This window comes from Micromonospora sp. SD19, assembly GCF_054462275.1.
On record NZ_JBTLMN010000008.1, the window covers coordinates 126,653 to 146,423 of the forward strand.

17 protein-coding genes are annotated in these 19,771 nt (G+C 71.6%); 11 read left to right on the top strand and 6 right to left on the bottom strand.

The features are described from left to right. From ACX27O_RS24230 to ACX27O_RS24240, 3 genes are all read left to right on the top strand, one after another. A complete protein-coding gene (locus ACX27O_RS24230) occupies positions 1 to 777 on the top strand; it encodes a metallophosphoesterase family protein (protein ID WP_030333302.1) in 777 nt (258 codons plus the stop codon). Beyond that, on the top strand, positions 768 to 911 hold the full coding sequence (locus tag ACX27O_RS24235; protein WP_007464364.1) for a GPGG-motif small membrane protein: 144 nt from the start codon (positions 768 to 770) through the stop codon (positions 909 to 911). Before ACX27O_RS24230 ends, ACX27O_RS24235 begins: the two co-directional genes overlap by 10 nt. 142 nt (positions 912 to 1,053) lie before the next feature. Continuing rightward, the gene (locus ACX27O_RS24240) at positions 1,054 to 1,548 is read left to right on the top strand and encodes a TspO/MBR family protein (RefSeq protein ID WP_210858890.1); all 495 of its coding nucleotides are present in this window, start codon (positions 1,054 to 1,056) and stop codon (positions 1,546 to 1,548) included. A gap of 52 nt (positions 1,549 to 1,600) precedes the next feature. Here the strand turns inward: ACX27O_RS24240 and ACX27O_RS24245 are convergent, their stop codons facing one another. Then, positions 1,601 to 2,374: a M23 family metallopeptidase gene (locus ACX27O_RS24245; protein ID WP_030333297.1), complete on the bottom strand. Its 774-nt coding sequence runs from the start codon at positions 2,372 to 2,374 to the stop codon at positions 1,601 to 1,603. 250 nt (positions 2,375 to 2,624) lie between these two features. Between ACX27O_RS24245 and ACX27O_RS24250 the strand changes: the two genes are divergently transcribed. From ACX27O_RS24250 to ACX27O_RS24270, 5 genes are all read left to right on the top strand, one after another. After that, entirely contained in the window at positions 2,625 to 3,968 is a 1,344-nt protein-coding gene (locus tag ACX27O_RS24250) for an ABC transporter substrate-binding protein (protein ID WP_030333296.1), read from the top strand. A gap of 66 nt (positions 3,969 to 4,034) precedes the next feature. Next, positions 4,035 to 5,081, top strand: coding sequence for a carbohydrate ABC transporter permease (locus ACX27O_RS24255; RefSeq protein ID WP_030333294.1), 1,047 nt, complete (start codon positions 4,035 to 4,037; stop codon positions 5,079 to 5,081). Position 5,082: 1 nt separating this feature from the next. Further along, positions 5,083 to 6,051, top strand: coding sequence for a carbohydrate ABC transporter permease (locus ACX27O_RS24260; RefSeq protein WP_458940097.1), 969 nt, complete (start codon positions 5,083 to 5,085; stop codon positions 6,049 to 6,051). Positions 6,052 to 6,117: 66 nt separating this feature from the next. Next, entirely contained in the window at positions 6,118 to 7,164 is a 1,047-nt protein-coding gene (locus ACX27O_RS24265) for a LacI family DNA-binding transcriptional regulator (protein ID WP_030333290.1), read from the top strand. A gap of 30 nt (positions 7,165 to 7,194) precedes the next feature. Beyond that, positions 7,195 to 8,868: a glycoside hydrolase family 13 protein gene (locus tag ACX27O_RS24270; protein WP_030333289.1), complete on the top strand. Its 1,674-nt coding sequence runs from the start codon at positions 7,195 to 7,197 to the stop codon at positions 8,866 to 8,868. A gap of 331 nt (positions 8,869 to 9,199) precedes the next feature. Here ACX27O_RS24270 and ACX27O_RS24275 read toward each other — a convergent pair whose 3' ends face one another. The 3 genes from ACX27O_RS24275 to xylA all read right to left on the bottom strand — a co-directional run bounded on the left by ACX27O_RS24275 (position 9,200) and on the right by xylA (position 13,351). Continuing rightward, positions 9,200 to 10,633 (bottom strand): MFS transporter, encoded by a 1,434-nt coding sequence (locus ACX27O_RS24275; RefSeq protein ID WP_030333287.1) that lies wholly within the window; start codon positions 10,631 to 10,633, stop codon positions 9,200 to 9,202. A gap of 93 nt (positions 10,634 to 10,726) precedes the next feature. Then, positions 10,727 to 12,154 carry a xylulokinase gene (gene xylB, locus ACX27O_RS24280; RefSeq protein ID WP_458940098.1) on the bottom strand — a complete coding sequence of 476 codons (1,428 nt, stop codon included), beginning with the start codon at positions 12,152 to 12,154 and terminating at the stop codon, positions 10,727 to 10,729. 9 nt (positions 12,155 to 12,163) lie between these two features. Beyond that, entirely contained in the window at positions 12,164 to 13,351 is a 1,188-nt protein-coding gene (xylA, locus tag ACX27O_RS24285) for a xylose isomerase (protein WP_030333283.1), read from the bottom strand. Between the two features lie 78 nt (positions 13,352 to 13,429). Between xylA and ACX27O_RS24290 the strand changes: the two genes are divergently transcribed. Both ACX27O_RS24290 and ACX27O_RS24295 read left to right on the top strand, forming a co-directional pair. Beyond that, positions 13,430 to 14,668, top strand: a complete 1,239-nt coding sequence (locus ACX27O_RS24290; RefSeq protein ID WP_210865990.1) for an ROK family transcriptional regulator — start codon at positions 13,430 to 13,432, stop codon at positions 14,666 to 14,668. Positions 14,669 to 14,788: 120 nt separating this feature from the next. Then, entirely contained in the window at positions 14,789 to 16,399 is a 1,611-nt protein-coding gene (locus ACX27O_RS24295; RefSeq protein WP_307857849.1) for a PP2C family protein-serine/threonine phosphatase, read from the top strand. A gap of 23 nt (positions 16,400 to 16,422) precedes the next feature. On the opposite strand, the gene ACX27O_RS24300 is transcribed toward ACX27O_RS24295, so the two are convergent. Next, positions 16,423 to 17,088, bottom strand: coding sequence for a MarR family winged helix-turn-helix transcriptional regulator (locus ACX27O_RS24300; RefSeq protein ID WP_458940099.1), 666 nt, complete (start codon positions 17,086 to 17,088; stop codon positions 16,423 to 16,425). A gap of 58 nt (positions 17,089 to 17,146) precedes the next feature. Here ACX27O_RS24300 and ACX27O_RS24305 point away from each other — a divergent pair, with 58 nt between their 5' ends. Next, positions 17,147 to 18,277: a PP2C family protein-serine/threonine phosphatase gene (locus tag ACX27O_RS24305; protein ID WP_030333275.1), complete on the top strand. Its 1,131-nt coding sequence runs from the start codon at positions 17,147 to 17,149 to the stop codon at positions 18,275 to 18,277. 7 nt (positions 18,278 to 18,284) lie between these two features. Here ACX27O_RS24305 and ACX27O_RS24310 read toward each other — a convergent pair whose 3' ends face one another. Next, positions 18,285 to 19,766 (bottom strand): sugar transferase, encoded by a 1,482-nt coding sequence (locus ACX27O_RS24310; RefSeq protein WP_030333273.1) that lies wholly within the window; start codon positions 19,764 to 19,766, stop codon positions 18,285 to 18,287. Positions 19,767 to 19,771: the final 5 nt, after the last annotated feature.

The following is a 19,771-nucleotide window of genomic DNA, read 5'->3' on the forward strand; positions in this document are numbered from 1 at the left end:
ATGGTGATCCGGATCGCCGCCGTGGGCGACGTGCATCTGGACGAGGACGTCGTCGGTCGGTTCCGACCGGCGTTGGAGGAGCTGCCGGAGTGTGCCGACGTGCTGCTGCTGGCCGGGGACCTGACCCGGCACGGCACCGAGGCCGAGGCGCGCTGCGTGGCAACGGAGTTCGGTGGGTTGGCAGTGCCGGTGGTGACCGTGCTGGGTAACCACGACCACCAGTGTGACCAGGTGCCGCAGGTGGTCAAGGTACTGGAGGACGCGGGCATCACCGTGCTGGAGGGCAACGGCGTCGTGCTGGACTGCGCTGGTGGTCGTCTCGGCATCGCCGGCGTGAAGGGCTTCGGCGGCGGGTTCGCCGGCCGGTGCGCGAGTGACTTCGGCGAGCCGGAGATGAAGGCGTTCGTCCGCACCACCACCGACAGCGCGGACCGGCTCGGTGCGGCGCTGCGCTCGTTGGACTGCGACATGCTGGTGGCGCTCACCCACTACTCGCCGGTGCCGGACACACTGGCCGGTGAACCGTTGGAGATCTACCCGTTCCTCGGGTCGTACCAGCTGGGGCAGGCGATCGACTCGGCGCCCACGGCACTGGCCGTGCACGGGCACGCGCACGCCGGGACCGAGCGCGGCACGACCCCCGGTGGGGTACGCGTCCGCAACGTCGCACACCCGGTGATCAAGCAGGCGTACAGCGTCTTCCACGTTGGCGATCAACTCGACACCGACCAGGTTTCCCCGATCGGCCAGTCGGGTAGTCAGAGGTCATGGAGCTGATTCTCTGGATTCTCGCAGTCGTACTCGTGGTCGCCGGCATCCTCGCGCTGTTCCGCCGGCAGATCCTGTGGGGCATCGTCCTCATCGTCGTCGGGCTGTTGGTCGGCCCGGGTGGTGTCAGCATCTTCAATTAGCGCTCATCATCGGTAACACCGGGACCCGCCGGGGTCGCCGCGACCGGAGCTTCGTCCTCCCGACAGAGGCACCGGTCGCAGCGATCCCGGCGCTTTCGTGTCCGGCGGTTTGCCACCGCCGATCCGCGGAAACATCTTGACTATGGAGACATCTCAGAACGCCCCGAGGACCTCCGGTCGCCGCCAGTGGTGGGCCCTCGTCGGCTTCGGGGTGGCGGTCTTCATCGCCGCCGCCATCGGCGGGCTGGGCGTGCAGGGCACCACCGACGAGTACGCGAGCCTGCGGCAGCCCGACTGGGCGCCGCCCTCGTGGCTGTTCGGCCCGGTCTGGTCGCTGCTGTACGCACTGATCGCGGTGGCCGGCTGGCTGGTGTGGCGACGGGTCGGCTTCTCCCCCGCACTCTGGGCCTGGACCGCCCAACTGGTCCTCAACGCCATCTGGACCCCACTGTTCTTCGGCGCGGGGCAGTACGGACTGGCGTTCGCCGAGATCGTGCTGATGTGGTTGGCGATCGGCCTCACCGTGCTGCTGTTCACCCGGGTCTCCCGGGTCGCCACCGCGCTGATGCTGCCCTACTGGGCGTGGGTCACCTTCGCCGCCGCGTTGAACCTGTCGATCTGGCGGCTGAACGCCTGACCGGCGGATCTCCGGCGGGCGCTCGCCCGCCGGAGACCGGCCGTCCGCTGCCTCAGCAGCGAGGGACGTTCGGGATGTAACCGTCGTAACCGGTGTAGACGTACGCGTCGGCGATGAACCGCCCGGCGCCGATGCGGTCCCAGATCGTGCTGGTGCCGTAGGTGCCGGTGACGCTCGTGCCACTGGTCTGGCAGGCGATGGTCACCCGGGTGCCGTCGGCGACGGTGCCCACCGAGGCGTACCCGGTGCCGGGACCGGAGCGGACGGTCAGCGGCGTGCCGCTGGTGTCGACGGTGCCGTTGCCGCTGCCCGACGAGCACCCGTTGCCACTGGTGTAGCTCTTGGTGCCCCAGTAGAGCGCGAGGCTGCCGTTGAAGCGGACCTGGATGTCGGCACCGTTGAGGCGCTGCTCGTAGTGCAGGTGCGGGCCGGTCGATCCCCCGGTGCTGCCGACCCAGCCGATGACCTTGCCGTACCCGACTGTCTGCCCGACCGAGACGTTGAAGCCGCTGAGGTGCGCGTAGTAGGTGCTGTAACCGCCCCCGTGGTTGATTCGGACGTATTTGCCGTAGCTGGTGCCGCCGAGGTCGGTGACCCGGTCGACGGTGCCGGGGGCGCTGGCGACCACCGGGTCGCCGGCGTCGTCGGTGCGGTTGAAGTCGATGGCGTACGCCGGGCTGTGATCCGACCGGGTCTGCCCGGACCAGGTCTGCCCGCACGGGAAGGGCACCCTGAAGGTCGGCGCGGCCAGCGCGGGCGTCGCCGGCGCCAGCGCTCCCCCGACCAAGAGACCCGTCACCAGCAGGCTGATCCACCGCTTTCGCATACAGCTCCTCCTATGTCGAAAACCTTCGATGCGTAGGCATCAGCCTGACAGATATCGTCACTCTTCGAAAGAGTCGGAAGCGTGCCCCGGGAGCGCGCCCACCAGGCAGCCGGCAGGTTTCCGGATTGTTACTCGGTCGTGTCTGGCAGGGGGTGGACCCAGCCGGATGCAAGCGCTTACATGTGTGCACGCCCAATCGGACCGGCGACGGGTCACCAGCGAGACCGCGCCGGCTAGGAAGGAGGACGGCATGGCGGTCTTCACCAGACCACGCCAGGCCTTCGTGATCGCCGGCGTACTCGGGCTGGCGCTCAGCGCCACCGCCTGCGGTACCGGCGACGACAAGAAGAGCAGCAACGCGGGCTCCGCGGAGTGCGCCGCATACGACAAGTACGACGGCCACGACGGCAAGAAGGTCTCCATCTACGCGTCCATCCGTGACGCCGAGGCCGATCTGCTCAGGAACTCCTGGAAGACGTTCGAGGACTGCACCGGCATCGAGATTGACTACGAGGGCAACGCCGAGTTCGAGGCGCAGCTCCCGGTCCGGGTCGACGGCGGCAACGCGCCCGACCTGGCCTTCGTGCCCCAGCCGGGCCTGGTCAAGCGGTTCGCCGACGCCAGCAAGCTGAAGTCCCTCGGTGCCGACACCAAGACGATGGCCGAGCAGAACATGCCGGCCGACTGGCTGAAGTACGGCACCGTCAACGGCACCCTCTACGGTGTGCCGCTCGGCGCCAACGTGAAGTCCTTCGTGTGGTACTCGCCGAAGCTCTTCAAGGAGAAGGGCTGGACCGTCCCCACCAGCTGGGACGACATGATCAAGCTCAGCGACACGATCGCGGCGAGCGGCATCAAGCCGTGGTGCGCCGGCATCGAGTCCGGTGACGCCACCGGCTGGCCGGCCACCGACTGGATCGAGGACGTCATCCTGCGTACGCAGGGCCCCGAGGTCTACGACCAGTGGACCACCCACGCCATCCCGTTCAACGACCCGCGGATCGTCGACGCCGTCAACCGGGCCGGCACGATCCTGAAGAACGAGAAGTACATGAACGGCGGCTTCGGCGGGGTGAAGAGCATCGGCACCACCGCCTTCGGTGAGGCCGGCCTGCCGGTCACCACCGGCAAGTGCGCCATGCACCGCCAGGCGTCGTTCTACGCCAACCAGTTCCCCGAGGGCACCAAGGTGGCCGAGGACGGCGACGCGTTCGCGTTCTACTTCCCGGCCATCGACACTGCCAAGGGCAAGCCGGTGCTCGGCGCGGGCGAGTTCGTCGTCGGCTTCGCCGACCGCCCCGAGGTGCAGGCGGTGCAGACCTACCTCGCCTCGGCCGAGTACGTCAACAGCCGCGCGAAGCTCGGCAACTGGGTCACGGCGAACAACAAGCTGGACATCGCCAACGTCGCCAGCCCGATCGACAAGCTCTCCGTCCAGATCCTGCAGGACAAGACCGGCGTCTTCCGCTTCGACGGATCCGACCTGATGCCGGCCGCGGTCGGCGCGGGGACGTTCTGGAAGGGCATGGTCGAGTGGATCAACGGCAAGGACACCGCGTCGGTGCTCCAGGGCATCGAGAGCAGCTGGAAGTGATCTGAGCGGTGGGCCGGTCCGCACCCGCGGGCCGGCCCACCGACGGATCTGGACCTGGGAGGGTCGATGGAGTTCGACTTCGCTGAGGAGCAGCCGAAGTTCCTCATGCTGATGTACGGGCTGATCGCTTTCGTCGCGGTGGTGGGCGGTCTGCTCCTGCTTCTCGACGTGGTGCCGGCCTGGTTCGCCCGCCGTCGGGAGGCGCAGCTCGTCGCCGCGTCCGCCAGCGGCGCCCCGCTCCCCCGCCGACGCAAGCAGGGGGAGGGACTCTTCGCGCTCTTCTTCCTGCTGCCGACGCTGCTACTGCTCACGGTCGGGTTGGTCGTGCCGGCCATTCGCACCACGCTGCTCTCCCTGATGGATGGAAGCAGCACCAACTGGGTCGGACTGCGCAACTACAGCTGGATGTTCTCCGACGACTCGATCGTCCGGGTTCTGATCAACACCCTGGTCTGGGTGGTCCTGGTCCCGTTGGTGGCGACCGGGTTCGGCCTGATCTACGCCGTACTTGTCGACAAGGCCCGGTTCGAGGCGGTCGCCAAGTCACTGATCTTCCTGCCGATGGCCATCTCCTTCGTCGGCGCCAGCATCATCTGGAAGTTCGTCTACGCCTATCGGGGCGAGGGCGACCAGATCGGTCTGCTCAACCAGATCGTCGTCAGCCTCGGCGGCGAGCCGAAGCAGTGGTTGCTGGAATCGCCGCTGAACACGCTGCTGCTGATCGTCATCATGGTCTGGATCCAGGCCGGCTTCGCCATGGTGGTGCTCTCCGCCGCGATCAAGGCGATCCCCGGTGACATCGTGGAGGCCGCCCGGCTCGACGGCGTCAGCCCGTGGCAGATGTTCTGGCGGATCACCATGCCGAGCATCCGGCCGGCGCTGATCGTCGTGGTCGTGACGCTCACGATCGCCACGCTCAAGGTCTTCGACATCGTCCGGACCTCGACCAACGGCAACTACGACACCAGCGTGATCGCCAGCGAGATGTACAACCAGGCGTTCCGGTACGGCCAGAACGGGCAGGGCTCCGCGCTCGCGGTCTTCCTCTTCATCCTGGTCATCCCGGTCGTGATCTACCAGATCCGCAACCTCCGTCAGCAGCGGGAGGGCTGAGATGACCACCGCAACGCCCACCGTCGCCGTCGGCACCCAGAAGACCGACGGCACCCCGACCACCACGGCCGCCCGGGTCCGCAAGCGGTTGAACAGCCGCACCGCGACGCTCGTCTCGATCGTCATCGCGGTGCTCTGGACCATCCCGACCTTCGGCCTGCTCGTCTCCTCCCTCCGCCCGGAGGACGAGATCAAGACCACCGGCTGGTGGACGGCCTTCACCAACCCGCAGTTCACCTTCGAGAACTACGAGCAGGTCCTGTTCGGGCGGTCAGCGTCCTCCGGCCAGCTCGCCGGTTCCTTCATCAACTCGCTGGCGATCACCATCCCGTCGGTGCTCTTCCCGCTCGCCTTCGCGTGCCTCGCCGCGTACGCGCTCGCGTGGATCAACTTCCGCGGCCGGGACTGGGTCTACATCGCGATCTTCGCGTTGCAGATCGTGCCGTTGCAGATGGCCCTGGTGCCGTTGCTGAAGTTCTTCTCCACCGGCGTCAGCCTCGGCGGCGTCACCCTGATGCCGGCGTGGGACCTGGTCGACGAACAGAAGTTCGCCCAGGTGTGGTTCGCGCATACCTGCTTCGCGCTGCCGTTCGCCGTCTTCCTGCTGCACAACTTCATCTCGCAGCTGCCCGGGGACCTGATGGAGGCGGCCCGGGTCGACGGGGCCACCCACCCGAAGATCTTCCGCACCATCGTGCTGCCGCTGATCACCCCGGCGTTGGCCGCGATCGGGATCTTCCAGTTCCTCTGGGTCTGGAACGACCTGCTGGTCGCGCTGATCTTCGCCGGTGGCGGCAACGAGACCGCCCCGCTCACCGTCAAGCTCGCCGAGATGGCCGGCACCCGGGGCAACGAGTGGCAGCGGCTGACCGCCGGTGCGTTCGTGTCGATCGTCGTACCGCTCATCGTGTTCCTGTCCCTGCAGCGCTTCTTCGTGCGAGGTCTGCTCGCCGGCAGCGTCAAGGGCTGACCGCGCGCCCGCCGTCGCCTGACCCCTCGGGCGGCGGCGGGCACCGGGCACCGAGCGGGGGTAACCGTGACGAGGATCGATGATGTGGCCCGACTGGCCGGGGTCTCCACGGCCACCGTCTCACGGGCCCTGCGAGGGCTGCCGACGGTCTCGGCCGCCACCCGGCGCCGGGTACTGGCCGCCGCCGAACAGCTCGACTACGAGGTCTCACCGAGCGCGTCCCGGCTCGCCGGTGGTCGCACCGGCACTGTCGCGGTGGTCGTTCCCCGCATCACCCGGTGGTTCTTCAGCACCGTCGTCGAAGCGGTCGAGGAATACCTCCACCAGTCCGGCTACGACCTGCTGCTCTACAACCTGGGCGGCCGGGAACAGGTCCGCCAGCGGGTCCTGCGGACGGCCAACCTGCACAAGCGGGTGGACGCCATCATGCTGGTCGCCACGCCCCTGCGTCCGGCCGACCTGACCGCGCTCGCCACGCTGGACCTGCCCGGAGTCACCATCAGCTCGGGCAGCAGGGTGCCCAACTGGCCGTGCGTACGCATCGACGACGTGGCCGCCGCGCGGGTCGCCACCAAGCATCTGATCGACCTCGGCCACCACCGGATCGCCCACATCTCCGGCGACCCGGACGACGAGTTGGCCTTCACCACCCACCTTGACCGACGGCGGGGTTACCAGGCGGCGCTGCGCTCCGCCGGCCTGCGACCCGACCCGACCCTGGACATCGAGTCCACCTTCACCATCGACGGCGGCAACCGGGCCACTGCCGAACTGCTGGCCCGCGGCGAGCCGCCGACAGCGATCGTCGCCGCCTGCGACGAGATGGCGATGGGCGCGATGACCGCCCTGCGCGACGTCGGGCTGCGGGTGCCGCAGGACGTCAGCGTGGTCGGTATCGACGACCACTACCTGGCCGGTGTGCTCGGGCTCAGCACCGTCGCCCAGCCCGCCGCCGAGCAGGGCCGGCTCGCCGCACAGATGCTGCTCGACCCGCTCGGGGCCCGACCGCCGAACCCTGTCGTCAGTCAACGGGGCACCGGTTGCGACACTCCGGTGGTCCTGCCCACCCGGTTGGTGGTGCGGGATTCGACAGCGCCGCCCCGGGCACACTGAAATCCACACACCGCAACACGGGAGACGACCCTGAACACCGACCCGACGCAGCAGACCTCCTCCGACCAACCGGCCACCGGCTGGTGGACCGAGGCCGCCATCTACCAGATCTACCCCCGCTCGTTCGCCGACTCGGACGGGGACGGGATCGGTGACCTGCCCGGCATCACCGCCCGCCTCGACCACCTGGTCGAGCTGGGCGTGGATGCGGTGTGGCTCTCTCCCTTCTACCCGTCGCCGCAGGCCGACGCCGGCTACGACGTGGCCGACTACCGCGACATCGACCCGCTGTTCGGCACCCTCGCCGACGCGGACAAGCTGATCGCCGAGGCCCGTTCCCGCAACCTGCGGGTGATCGTCGACCTGGTGCCGAACCACACCTCGTCGGCGCATCGCTGGTTCCAGGCCGCGCTGCCGGCCGCGCCCGGCAGCCCGGAACGGTCCCGGTACATCTTCCGGGACGGCCGAGGCCCGGACGGCGACCAGCCGCCGAACGACTGGCAGAGCGTCTTCGGTGGTCCGGCCTGGACCCGCACTGTCGACGCTGACGGGCAGCCCGGCCAGTGGTACCTGCACCTGTTCGACACCGGGCAGCCGGACCTCAACTGGGACAACCCGGAGGTGCACGCGGAGTTCCTCGACGTGCTGCGGTTCTGGCTGGACCGCGGGGTGGACGGCTTCCGCGTCGACGTGGCGCACGGCCTCATCAAGCAGGCCGACCTGGCCGACTGGCAGGAGCCCCAGGAGATCCTCTCCGGCAACGAGATCGACAAGCCCCGCCCGCCGATGTGGGACCAGGACGGTGTGCACGAGATCTACCGGCAGTGGCGGCAGGTTCTGGACAGCTACCCCGGCGAGCGGGTGCTGGTCGCCGAGGCCTGGGTGGAACCGGCCGAGCGGTTGGCCCGCTACGTCCGCCCGGACGAGATGCACCAGGCGTTCAACTTCGAATACCTGCTCGCGGCGTGGACCGCACCGGCCCAGTACGCGGTGATCACCCGCTCGCTCGAGGCGACCGACTCGGTCGGCGCGCCGACCACCTGGGTGCTGTCCAACCACGACGTGGTGCGGCACGCCTCCCGGCTCGGCCTGCCGGTCGGCACCGTACGCCCCAACGGCATCGGTATCGGTGACCCGCAACCCGACGCCGCACTCGGTCTGCGCCGGGCCCGGGCGGCCACCGTGCTGATGCTCGCGCTGCCCGGCTCGGCGTACCTCTACCAGGGCGAGGAGCTGGGGCTGCCCGAACACACCACGATGCCCGACGAGGCCCGGCAGGACCCGACCTGGGCGCGCAGCGGGCACACCCAGCGCGGCCGGGACGGCTGCCGGGTGCCGATCCCGTGGGAGGCCGACGCCCCGTCGTACGGCTTCGGGCCGACCGACGCCAGCTGGTTGCCGCAGCCCGCGCTCTGGGCGGAGTACGCGCTGGACCGCCAGCGCGACGTGCCCGGCTCGACGTACGAGCTGTACCGCACGGCGCTGCGGTTGCGCCGTGCCCACGGGCTGGGCCGCGGCACCCTGGAGTGGTTGTCCTCCGGCGACGAGGTGCTGAGCTTCCGCAACGGTGAGCTGACCGTGCTGACCAACTTCGGTGCCGCCCCGGTACCGGTGCCGGCCGGCGCCGAGGTGCTCGTCGCCAGCGCGGCGCTGGACGACGACGGCGCGGTCCCGACCGACGTGACCGTCTGGCTGCGCGGCTGATCTCGCGCCGACCGGCCCGCCCCGGCCACGCGGTGCGGGCGGGCCGGTCGGTGCGGGCGGGCCGCGCGGTGCGGGCGGGCCGCTCGGTGCGCGACGGCCCGCTTTGGAGCTGATGTCGTAAACGATTCACGCCCGCCTGCACCTCGCCAACCTCAAGATCGCGCTACCTCCACGATCTAGTGGCCTCCGTCCGCCAGGAGGCGACTAAAACCAGGAAGTAACGCGATCTTCAGGTTGGCGCGCGGGGCCGCGCGCGCGAGGTTGGCGCGCGGGGTCAGGTGCGCGGGGCGGAGCGCGGAGTCAGGCGCGCGGGGCGGGGCGCTCGGGGGTGTCAGAGGCGGTCGGCTCGGTTGTGGAGCAGGTCGTGCACGTTGTCGATGTCCGCCGGTGAGGTCCGCGAGGCGAGCCAGTACATGACACCGGTCGGGATGAAGAAAAGCTGGAACGCGGCCAACCCGACGGCGAAGTTCAACGGTGGCGGGAATGCCGTTCGCAGCGCCTGGAAGGCCACCCCGACCAGCCCGTTGCCGGCCGCGCGACCGACACCGTTGACGAGGTTGCCCAGGCTGTAGACAGTGCCCCGGTGCTCCGGCGGGTTGACGTCGGCGATCAACGCGAACCAGTTCGGCGAGTTGGCCGAGGTCAACGCGAGCGCCACGATCGCGGTGAGCAGGCTCAGCCCGACCGACGGCTCGGTGAACACACTGGCCAGCACCGCGCCGACCACCGCGCCGCCGCTCGCGCCGTCCGGCACGTCGATGGTCACCGGGACGAAGAACAACACCAGGTAGAACGGCAGCGCGGCGAGGATGCCGACCGAGGCGACGAGTGCGCGCCCCCGCGGTGTCCGCCGCTGCACCGCGTCGCCGATCAACCCACCCACGATGGACAGCACCCCGCCGAGCTGGAACAGGGTGGCGAACACGCTGCCCACCACCACCGCCGTGGACGTCGAGTAGCCCTGGGCCTCGGCCCGTTCGGCGAAGAGCACCGGCAGCCAGACCAACGAGCCGAACGCGGCCTGCGCGGTCAGCCCCTGCAGGATCAGCCACCGGTTGGTCCGCCGGGCCAGGATGCGCGGCAGGTCGGCGCGGCTGATCCGGTAGTCGTACTCGGCACCGGCGTCGAGCCTGCCGGCCAGTTCCGGCTCGCTCTGGCCCCGTCGGATGTCGTACGTGAAGAAGTAGGCGAGGGTGGCGACCAGGCCGACGCCGGTCAACAGCAGGAACGGCCGCCGCCAGTCGGCCGCCCCGAGCAGCCCGCCGACGAGCGTGCCGGCGAGGGTGCCGATGCCCTGGGAGAGGCCCCAGAAGCTCATCACCAACCCGCGCCGGGTCGGCGAGATCAGGTCGGTGACCACGGAGAAGCCCACCGAGCCGACCGCGCCGAGGCCGACCGCCGCGACCAGCTGCGCGGACAGGAACGTCAGGTAACCGCCGGCGAGCGCGCTACCGCCGGTGCCCGCCGCCCAGAGCAACGTGCCCACCATGAGCAGCGGCTTGCGGTTGGTGCGGTCCCCGACGTACGCCCAGCCGACGGCCGCGACCGAGCTGACCAGGAAGCTGACCGCGGTGACCACGCCGAGCAGCCGCCCGGACACGTCGAACGCGTCGGAGATCGGGCCGTACAGCGGGGGGACCAGCCCGATCGCCACGTTGTCCAGCGAGGCGAGCAGCACGAACACCACGACGCTGTACAAGCGGTGCGCCGGCCCACCGCCCCGACCGTGCGCGCGCAGGCCGGGCCCGCCACTGGTCACCGTCATGACCGGCAGCCAACCAGACTCCGTGCGGGCGCGCGTCACGCGGGTGGCCGCCGGTCACCGTCGACCGGCGGCCACCCGCACAGATCGCGACGCTCAGCGTCGGTCGAGCACCAACCCGCGGGCCGCGGCGTACTGGTCGCGGACGGCGGGAACGGCCGCTGCCGCGTACTCCTCGGTGCCCTCGACCGCCCAGGTCGGCGGCGCGGCACCGCCCAGGGCGACCCAGGCGGCCTGTCGGGCGGCCCCGTCGGCGACGTACTCGCCGGCCGGCGGGACGACGACCGGGCAGCCGAAGACCTGCGGGGCGATCTGACGGACCGCGGCCGACCGGGCTCCGCCGCCGATCAGGATGACCCGGCGGGCGACGGCACCCTGCGCGGTCAACGCGTCCAGGCCGTCGGCGAGCGCGCAGAGCATGCCCTCCACGGCGGCCCGCGCCAGGTGCGCCGGGGTCGAGGTGCGCAGGGTCAGGCCGTGCACCGCGCCGGTGGCGAGCGGCCGGTTCGGCGTCCGCTCACCTTCCAGGTACGGCACCATGACCAGCCCGTCCGCCCCGGCGGGGGCGGAGAGCGCCAGCTGGGCCAGCTCGTCGAGGTTGACGCCGAGCATCGCGGCGGCGGCGTCCAGCACCCGAGCGGCGTTGAGCGTGGCGACCAGCGGCAGGAAACGACCTGACGCGTCGGCGAAGCCCGCCACCGCGCCGCTCTCGTCGCCCGCCGGCACGTCCGCGACGCTGAACACGGTGCCGGAGGTGCCGATCGAGACGATCACGTCACCCGGCCCGGCACCGACGCCGAGCGCGGCAGCGGCGTTGTCCCCGGTGCCCGCGCCGAGCAGCGCCCCACCCGACCCGCCCAGGTCGTCGGCGAGCTTTCCCGCCGACTCCGCCGGACCGAGCACCTCGGGCACCACCAACCGCCGACCGAAGCCCTGCTCCAGCAGGTCCAGTCGGTAGTCATCGGTGGCCGGCGACCAGTAGCTGGTGCCGCTGGCGTCGCCCCGGTCGGTACGCAGCGCGCCCAACCCCGGTGCGCCGGCCAGCCGCCAGGTCAACCAGTCGTGCGGCAGGCAGACGGCGGCCACCCGGGCCGCCAGCTCCGGCTCGTGCCTGGCCAACCACCGCAGTTTGGTCAGGGTGAAGCTGGCCACCGGAACGCTGCCGGTCGCCTCGGCCCAGAACCGGCGCCCGGCCGCGCCGCCGCCGGCCTCCTCGATGAGATCGGCGGCGGCGTCGGCGGATCGGGTGTCGTTCCACAGCAGCGCCGGGCGGACCACCCGGCCGTCCTCGTCGAGACACACCATGCCGTGCTGCTGGCCGGCGACGGAGATCGCCGCCACGTCGGCGAACCCGCCGGCCTGGTCGGCGGCGCTGCGCAGCGCCTGCCACCAGGCTTCCGGGTCGACCTCCGTGCCGTCCGGGTGCGGTGCCCGGCCCTGCCGGAGCAGGGCACCGGTCTCCGCGTCCCGGATCACCACCTTGCAGGACTGGGTGGACGAGTCAACGCCTGCGACCAACGGCATGGCGGGGCCTCAGCGGGCGCCGAGCAGGTGCTCGACGGCGAGCTGGTTGAGCCGGACGAAGGCGAAGCCCCGGGCGGCGACAGCGTCCACGTCGACATCCTCGAACGCGGACCGGTCGGCCAGGAACTCCTCGTAGCCCTCGCCGTCGCCGAGCGTCGGCGTGCTCAGCTCGCCGACCTTGCTGGCGGCGAGCGCCTCGATCACCTCGGGGTCGGCACGGAACGCCGCCGCGCGCTCCTTGAGCAGCAGGTACGTGCTCATGTTGGCCGCCGCGGACGCCCACACCCCGTCCATGTCCTCGGTACGCGACGGCTTGTAGTCGAAGTGCCGGGGACCGTCGTAGGTCGGCCCACCGTTCGGGCCACCGTTCTCCAGGAGGTCCACCAGGGCGAACGCGTTCATCAGGTCACCGTGGCCGAAGACCAGGTCCTGGTCGTACTTGATGCCGCGCTGGCCGTTCAGGTCCAGGTGGAACAGCTTGCCCTGCCAGAGCGCCTGGGCGATGCCGTGGGCGTAGTTGAGCCCGGCCATCTGCTCGTGCCCGACCTCCGGGTTGAGGCCGACCATCTCCGGGTGCTCCAACTGGGAGATGAAGCCGAGCGCGTGCCCGATGGTGGGCAGCAGGATGTCGCCGCGCGGCTCGTTGGGCTTGGGCTCCAGCGCGAACCGCAGGTTGTAGCCCTTGTCGATGACGTACTGGGTGAGCAGGTTGACGGCCTCGCGGTAGCGGTCCAGGGCGGCCTGGACGTCCTTGGCGAGGTCGTACTCGGAGCCCTCGCGGCCACCCCACATGACGAAGGTGCCCGCACCCAGCTCGGCGGCCAGGTCGACCTGGCGCAGCACCTTGCGCAGCGCGAAGCGGCGGACGTCGCGGTCGTTGCTGGTGAAGCCGCCGTCCTTGAAGATCGGGTGGGTGAAGAGGTTGGTGGTGACCATCGGCACCACCAGGCCGGTCTCGTCGAGGGCCTTGCGGAACCGGGCGATGTGCTGGTCACGGGAAGCCGCGTCGGCGCCGAACGGGATCAGGTCGTCGTCGTGGAAGGTGATGCCGTACGCGCCCAGCTCGGCGAGCCGGTGCACGGCCTCGACCGCGTCCAGCTCGGGGCGGGTGGCGTCACCGAACGGGTCGCGGGCCTGCCAGCCCACGGTCCAGAGCCCGAAGGAGAACTTGTCGGCGGGGGTGGGACGGGGTGCCATGAGCGACCTCCGGGGTGGTGGTGTCAGGTATTTGTTCAGCGATTGAATTATTTGCCCACCCTATGGCACTGTCAAGGGGTGAGCCTCACCCACGCCCCGGCCGGCGCAGTCCGTCAGGGCAGTCTGCGCGAGCTCAACCTCGCCCTGGTCCTCGGTCGGATCGCCGCGGCCGACCGACCCCCCTCCCGAGCCGACCTGGCGACCGCCACAGGCCTGACCAGAGCCACCGTCTCCGCTGTCGTCGAGGACCTGCTCGGCGGTCGGCTGGTCAGTGAGTCCGACCCCGCGCCCCGCTCGGGCGCCGGCCGGCCGGCGCGCGGGCTGGTCCTGGCCGAACAGGGGCCGGCCGGGCTCGGCCTGGAGGTCAACGTCGACTACCTGGCGGTCTGCGTGGTGGACCTCACCGGCCAGGTGCGGCACCGCACCGTGCACCGGGCCGACCTGCGTCCGGTGGCCCCCGCCGACGCCCTGGCCCATCTGGTCGAGATGGCCGGGGCAGCCCGCGACGACGCCGCCCACCAGGGCCTCACCCTGGTCGGGGCCGCGCTCGCGGTGCCCGGCCTGGTGGACGACGACGGGCTGGTCCGGCTCGCGCCGAACCTCGGATGGTCCGACGTGCCGGTGCCCGCGCTGCTCGCCGAGCACCCTCCGCTGGTCGAGCAGGTGCCCGGGGTCCCCGCGTTGACGGTGGACAACGAGGCCAACCTCGCCGCGCTCGGCGAGCTGCACTCGCAACCACCCGGCCCGTCCAGCTTCCTGCACATCTCCGGGGAGGTGGGCATCGGCGCCGGCATCGTGCTGGACGGCGCGCTGTTCCGCGGCGTACGCGGGTGGAGCGGTGAGATCGGGCACCTCCCGGTCCACCCCGAGGGCCGTCCGTGCCGCTGCGGCGGGCAGGGCTGCCTGGAGCAGTACGCCGGCCAGGAGGCGATCGTGTCCGCCGCCGGGCTGGCCCGGGCGGAGCTTCCCGCGGACACCGCGACCGCCCGGTTGGCCGAGTTGGCCGAGGCCGGTGACGGCGACGCGCTGCGGGCGCTGCACGAGGCCGGAACGGCGCTCGGCGTCGCGGTGGCCGGCGTCGTCAACCTGCTCGACCTGGACACCGTGGTGCTCGGTGGCGGTTACGCCGCGCTCGCACCCTGGTTGTGCCCCCCGGTCCTCGCCGAGATCGACGCCCGGGTGCTCACCGCCGCCTGGTCGCCGGTAACGGTCCGGCCGTCGACGCTCGGTGCGGAAGCCGCAGCGGTGGGGGCCGCCGGCTCGGTGGCCCGCCGGATCATCGCCCAGCCCGCCGGCTGGCTGGCCCGCTCCGGCTGATCGCCGCCCCCGCGCCCCCGTCGGCACGGATCGGTACCCTTGCACTCAGGCAACGATCCCCGGTGAGGAGTCGAGAAGCAGCATGCGCACACGTCGCCAGACGCGAGCTGGCGTCCGGCGGTGACCACGACCCGGCAACCCGGCGGCACCCCGCTGCCGGCCGACGACCGGTTGGCCCGCGAGCTGCTCGACGGGCTCGCCGAGGCCGTGCTGACGACGGACCGGACCGGCCTGGTCACCCTGGTCAACGCCATGGCGGCCGAGCTGCTCCCGGAGATCGAGGCCGGCACCGGGCTGGCCGACTGCCCGGTGGCGGCCCTGGCCCGGGCGGTCGTCACCGGCGCCGACCGCTTCGACGCCGACCACCACGGCCGGCGACTGCGTGGCGTCCGGCGCCAACTCGCCGGCTCCCGGTGGGCGTGGTATGTCCGCGACGTCACCGAGGAGCACGCCCGCGCCGACGCCCTGCTCGCCGAACGCTCCCGCACCGCGTTCCTCGCCCGGGCCGGCAGCCGGCTGGCGCTGGCCCTGCACCGGGACCAGGTCCTCCTGTTCGCCACCACACTCGCCGTCCCCTACCTGGCCGACGTCGCCGTGGCACTGCCCCGACCGACAGCGCCAGCCGAGCCACACGCCAGGTGGATCCGGTACGCCGACGGTGATCCGGCCCCGGTCACCGGGCTGGCCGGTCCCGCGCTGGCCAGCGCCGTGCCCGGTCTCGCCGAGGCGCTGGCCGGCGACCGCGCCGAGCCGGGCCGCTGGCCGGACGCCCCGCTCACCGACCTGGCCGACCTGCTGCCGCCCGGGTTCGGCCCCCCGGGGGCGGTGCTGGCCAGCCCCCTGCTGAACGCCAGCGAGTCGACCGGCGCCCTGCTGCTCATCCGTCGGCCCGGGCGGGCCGGTTTCGAACCACGCGACGTGGAGCTGGCCCGGGAGTTCGCCGCCCGCGCGGGTGCCGCGCTGGCCACCGCCGACCTGCACAGTGAGCAGGCCCACCTGGCCCAGGTGCTGCAGAGCAGTCTGCTCCCGCCCGAGCTGCCCGCCGTGCCCGGCGTGACGATGGCCGGCGGCTACCGGGCAGCTGGCGACACCCTGCGCATCGGCGGGGACTTCTACGAGGTGTTCCCGCACCCCGAGGGCGCCCTGTTCGCGCTCGGCGACGTGTGCGGCAAGGGCGTGGGCGCCGCCGTGCTGACCGGCCGGGTCCGCCAGTCGTTGCAGACGCTGCGGCTCGTCGAGCGACGCCCCCTGGAGCTGATCCGCCTGCTCAACCAGGCGCTGTTCGACGCGCCGGACGCCGCGCGTCGCAGCCAGTTCACCACAGTGCTGCTCGGTTCCCTGGACCGCGGGCCCACCGGACTGGACATCCGGATCGCCGGCGGAGGGCACCCGGCGCCACTGCTGGTCACCGCCGACGGCACTGTCACCACCGTCCCGGTCGGTGGCATGCCGGTGGGGGCGCTGACCGCCGCCCGGTTCGCCGAGGCGAGGGTGCACCTCGATCCGGGCGACGTGTTGCTCGCGTACACCGATGGGGTGACCGAGGCGCGCGGACCGCGCGACACGGCGATGTTCGGTGAGGCCCGGCTGCGGGCCGCGCTCGTGGCGGCGGCCGGGCAGCCACCGGCCGCGCTGATCGACCGGGTGCTGCGGGAGGTCGACGACTGGCTGGACGGGCAGGCCCACGACGACATCGCGATGCTGGCCGTGGGCGCGTCGACGCCGGCCTGACCGACGGCGACCGACCGGCCTGGTCAGGCGGTACGTGCCACCGGCGGGTCGCCGGCCGGCCACTCCCGGGTGCTGCCGGCCGTCGGATCCGGACCGCCAGCGGCGCCCGCCCACAACCCACGGGTCTGCCGCGCCGAATCGACCGACCAGTCCCCCGACCGCCCACCGGGCTGGTCCGGGCCGTCCGGCCAGTCCCCCGGGCCCGGCGGCTCCCCGGGCGTCGCCGGCCGCTGCTCCTGCTGGCGGCGCGCGGTCTCGTCGAACTCCCGCATTCCGCGCAGCAGCGCGTCGCGGCCCTCCCGGCTCATCCCGGTCAGCACGGCGTCGAGTTGGGCCCGGCGGTTGGCCCGTAGCTCGGCGAGGAGCCGGCGGGCCTCCGGGGTGAGGTGCAGCGAGATCTCCCGCCGGTCGAAGCGGCCCGGCTCGCGCTCCAGCATGCCGGCGGCGACCAGCCGGTCGCAGAGGCGGCTGGCGGAGCTGAGCAGCATGTCGAGTCGGGTGGCGAGCCGACGCAGGTTGATCCCGTCGGCCTGCTCCACCACCATCACTGCCCGTAGTTGGGCACCGGAGACCCGGCTGGCGGTCCCCTCCCGGGCAGATTCCCAGATCCCGAGCAGGGCAGCGGCCGCCGCGTCCAGCGCGGCAGCCATACTCGTCTCGGGGTCCGTCGGACGGTTCAGTTCGGCCATGGTGGCCCGAGAGTACTCCGAACCCACTGGTGGTCGAGCTTTCAGCGAGGGAGTGACGATGAGCAAACCGGTCGATCGGGCACGACGTGCCCTGAACGAGACACCAGCTGACCGGCTCGTCGGTGGAATCGGGGACGTGCTCGCCGGGTCGTACGGGATCACCGACGTTGAGCTGTACCAGGTCGACTACCGGCTCGCGGAGTTGCTGCCACTCACCGACGGTGACTCGATCACGAGCCCCGGGCACCCCGCCTGGCGCGCCTTCGACCACCAGTCGCCGCTACTGACCGACGGCGTCGCCTGGATGCCGGTCACCATGCGTGGCGAGCGCCGAGGGGTGCTGCGCCTGTCGCCCGTGCCGGACGACCAGGAGGTCGTCAACGCGCTGGCCGAGGTCGCCACCGCGCTCGCGCACGAGGTGGCGGCGGTCTCCGCCGGCACCGACGTCTACCGGGCGGCTCGGCGCACCCAACGCCTCACCCTGGCCGCCGAGATGCAGTGGGAGCTGCTTCCCGGCCGCAGCCGGATCCGTCCCTCGTTCAGCCTGGCCGGGCAGTTGGAGCCGGCGTACGCCGTGCGCGGCGACGGCTTCGACTGGTCTGACGACGGGGAGCGGCTCTGGTTGTCCACCATCAACGGCACCGGTGAGGGCGTGGCCGCCTCCCTGCTCACCTCCCTGGCCACCCACGCGCTGCGCAACGCGCGACGGGCCGGGCTGAGCCTGGCCGACCAGGCCGCCCTCGCCGATCAGGCCATCTACGACCTGTACCGGGGCGAGCAGCACCTGTCGGCGTTGCTGATGGAGCTGGACCTGCGCTCCGGGATGATGACAGTGGTGGACGCCGGGTCGCCCCGACTGGTCCTGCTCCGCGGCGGCGAGGTCAGCGAGCAGCCGCTGGAGGCGCAGTTTCCGCTGGGCATGTTCGAGGCGACCGACTACCACGAGCAGAAGTTCCCCCTGGAACTCGGCGACCGGGTCTTCGTGGTCAGCGACGGGGTGGTGGAGGCCACCGGTCAGCACATGCGCTACGGCGAGACGGCACTGGACCGGTTCCTACGGCGGACCGGGCCGATGGCACCGCTGGACGCGGTCCGGTCGCTGATCGGTGATCTGCGCGCGTTCGTGGCCGGTGACCTGGTCGACGACGCGGTGGTCGTCTGCCTGGACTGGACCGGCCCGCAGCCGTGACCTGTGGTCAGTACGCTCCGCGGCCGTTCAGCACCGCGCCGAAGGTCTTCCAGAGGATGGTGAGGTCGGCGGTGAGGGACCAGTTCTCCACGTAGTAGAGGTCGAGCCGGATGCCGTCCTCCCAGCTCAGGTCGGAGCGGCCACTGACCTGCCACAGGCCGGTCATGCCGGGCTTGACCAGCAGCCGCCGGGCCACGTCACCGTCGTAGCGGGCCACCTCCGAGGGCAGCGGCGGGCGCGGCCCGACCAGGCTCATCTGCCCCAGCAGCACGTTGACCAGTTGCGGCAGCTCGTCCAGTGACCATTTGCGCAGCAGCCGGCCGACGCGGGTCACCCGGGGGTCGTGGCGCATCTTGAACATCAGGCCGTCGGTCTCGTTGCGGGCGGCCAACTCGGCGAGCAGCGCGTCCGCGTTCACCACCATGGTGCGGAACTTGAACACGCCGAACTCCTGCCCGCCCCGGCCAACCCGGACCTGCCGGAACAGCACCGGACCCCGGCTGTCCAGTTTGATGGCCAGGGCGATGAACGCGATGAGCGGCAGCAGCACCGCCAGCGCCAGCGACGAGACGGACCTGTCGACGAAACCCTTCACCAGTTTGCGAACGCCGCGGAACTCGGGCGCCTCGACGTGGATCAGCGGCAGTCCGGCGACCGGGCGGGTGTGGATCCGCGGGCCGGCGACGTCGGTCAGCGCGGGTGCCACGACCAGGTCGACGCCGGTCCCCTCCAACTGCCAGCCGAGGCGACGCAGCCGGGTCGCGGTCAGCTCACCCGAGGCGGTCACCGCGACAGTGTCCGCGCCGATCGCGGTGGCGGCCTCCGGGATGCCCCGGAACGACCCCACCACCGGCACGTCACCCAGCCGCTGCGCCACCGGCGCGAGCAGCGCGTCCGGGATGCAGGCGCCCACCACCTGGTAACCGGCGTACGGCTCGCGACGCAACGTGTGGACCAACTCCAACACGTGGGCGGTGTCGCCGACCACCAGCACCTTCCGGGACCAGCCGGCGCCGAGCGAGCGGGCCCGGTGCAGCCGCTTGCGGGCGGCGAACCGGGCCACCTCCAGCCCGACCGTGCCCACCGCGAAGGAGATGCCCAGGAAGCCCCGGGAGACTCCGACGTCGGCGATGTAGCCGATGATGGCGATCGCCCCGGCCAGGCGCAGGCTGGCGGAGCTGACCCGCCGGTACTCGTCCGCCCCGTAGCCGATCACCCGGTCGTCGTAGCAGCCGAGGGCCTTGAGCGAGATCAGCCAGGCCAGCACCAACCCGGGGGCGACCAGCACGTACGGGATCTCCGAGCCGGTCGGCTCGCCCTCACCGAAACGGGTGACGTACCCGATCAGCAACGCGATGATGAGGATGGTGGTGTCCAGCACCACCAGCACCCGGACGTAGGACCGTTCGTCGGCTCGTGCCAGCAGCCCGGTGCGTTGACCATCGGGCTCCGCCGACGTGGCGGGGGTCAACAGTGTCGCCACGCTCACCGGCC

Bases quoted from the DNA above. Each gene is read 5' to 3' on its own strand.
- ACX27O_RS24305 (WP_030333275.1), top strand. From the start codon at position 17,147: ATGAGCAAACCGGTCGATCGGGCACGACGTGCCCTGAACGAGACACCA.
- ACX27O_RS24275 (WP_030333287.1), bottom strand. From the start codon at position 10,633: ATGACGGTGACCAGTGGCGGGCCCGGCCTGCGCGCGCACGGTCGGGGC.
- ACX27O_RS24245 (WP_030333297.1), bottom strand. From the start codon at position 2,374: ATGCGAAAGCGGTGGATCAGCCTGCTGGTGACGGGTCTCTTGGTCGGG.
- xylB (WP_458940098.1), bottom strand. From the start codon at position 12,154: ATGCCGTTGGTCGCAGGCGTTGACTCGTCCACCCAGTCCTGCAAGGTG.
- ACX27O_RS24255 (WP_030333294.1), top strand. From the start codon at position 4,035: ATGGAGTTCGACTTCGCTGAGGAGCAGCCGAAGTTCCTCATGCTGATG.
- ACX27O_RS24235 (WP_007464364.1), top strand. From the start codon at position 768: ATGGAGCTGATTCTCTGGATTCTCGCAGTCGTACTCGTGGTCGCCGGC.
- ACX27O_RS24240 (WP_210858890.1), top strand. From the start codon at position 1,054: ATGGAGACATCTCAGAACGCCCCGAGGACCTCCGGTCGCCGCCAGTGG.
- ACX27O_RS24230 (WP_030333302.1), top strand. From the start codon at position 1: ATGGTGATCCGGATCGCCGCCGTGGGCGACGTGCATCTGGACGAGGAC.
- ACX27O_RS24300 (WP_458940099.1), bottom strand. From the start codon at position 17,088: ATGGCCGAACTGAACCGTCCGACGGACCCCGAGACGAGTATGGCTGCC.
- ACX27O_RS24260 (WP_458940097.1), top strand. From the start codon at position 5,083: ATGACCACCGCAACGCCCACCGTCGCCGTCGGCACCCAGAAGACCGAC.
- xylA (WP_030333283.1), bottom strand. From the start codon at position 13,351: ATGGCACCCCGTCCCACCCCCGCCGACAAGTTCTCCTTCGGGCTCTGG.
- ACX27O_RS24250 (WP_030333296.1), top strand. From the start codon at position 2,625: ATGGCGGTCTTCACCAGACCACGCCAGGCCTTCGTGATCGCCGGCGTA.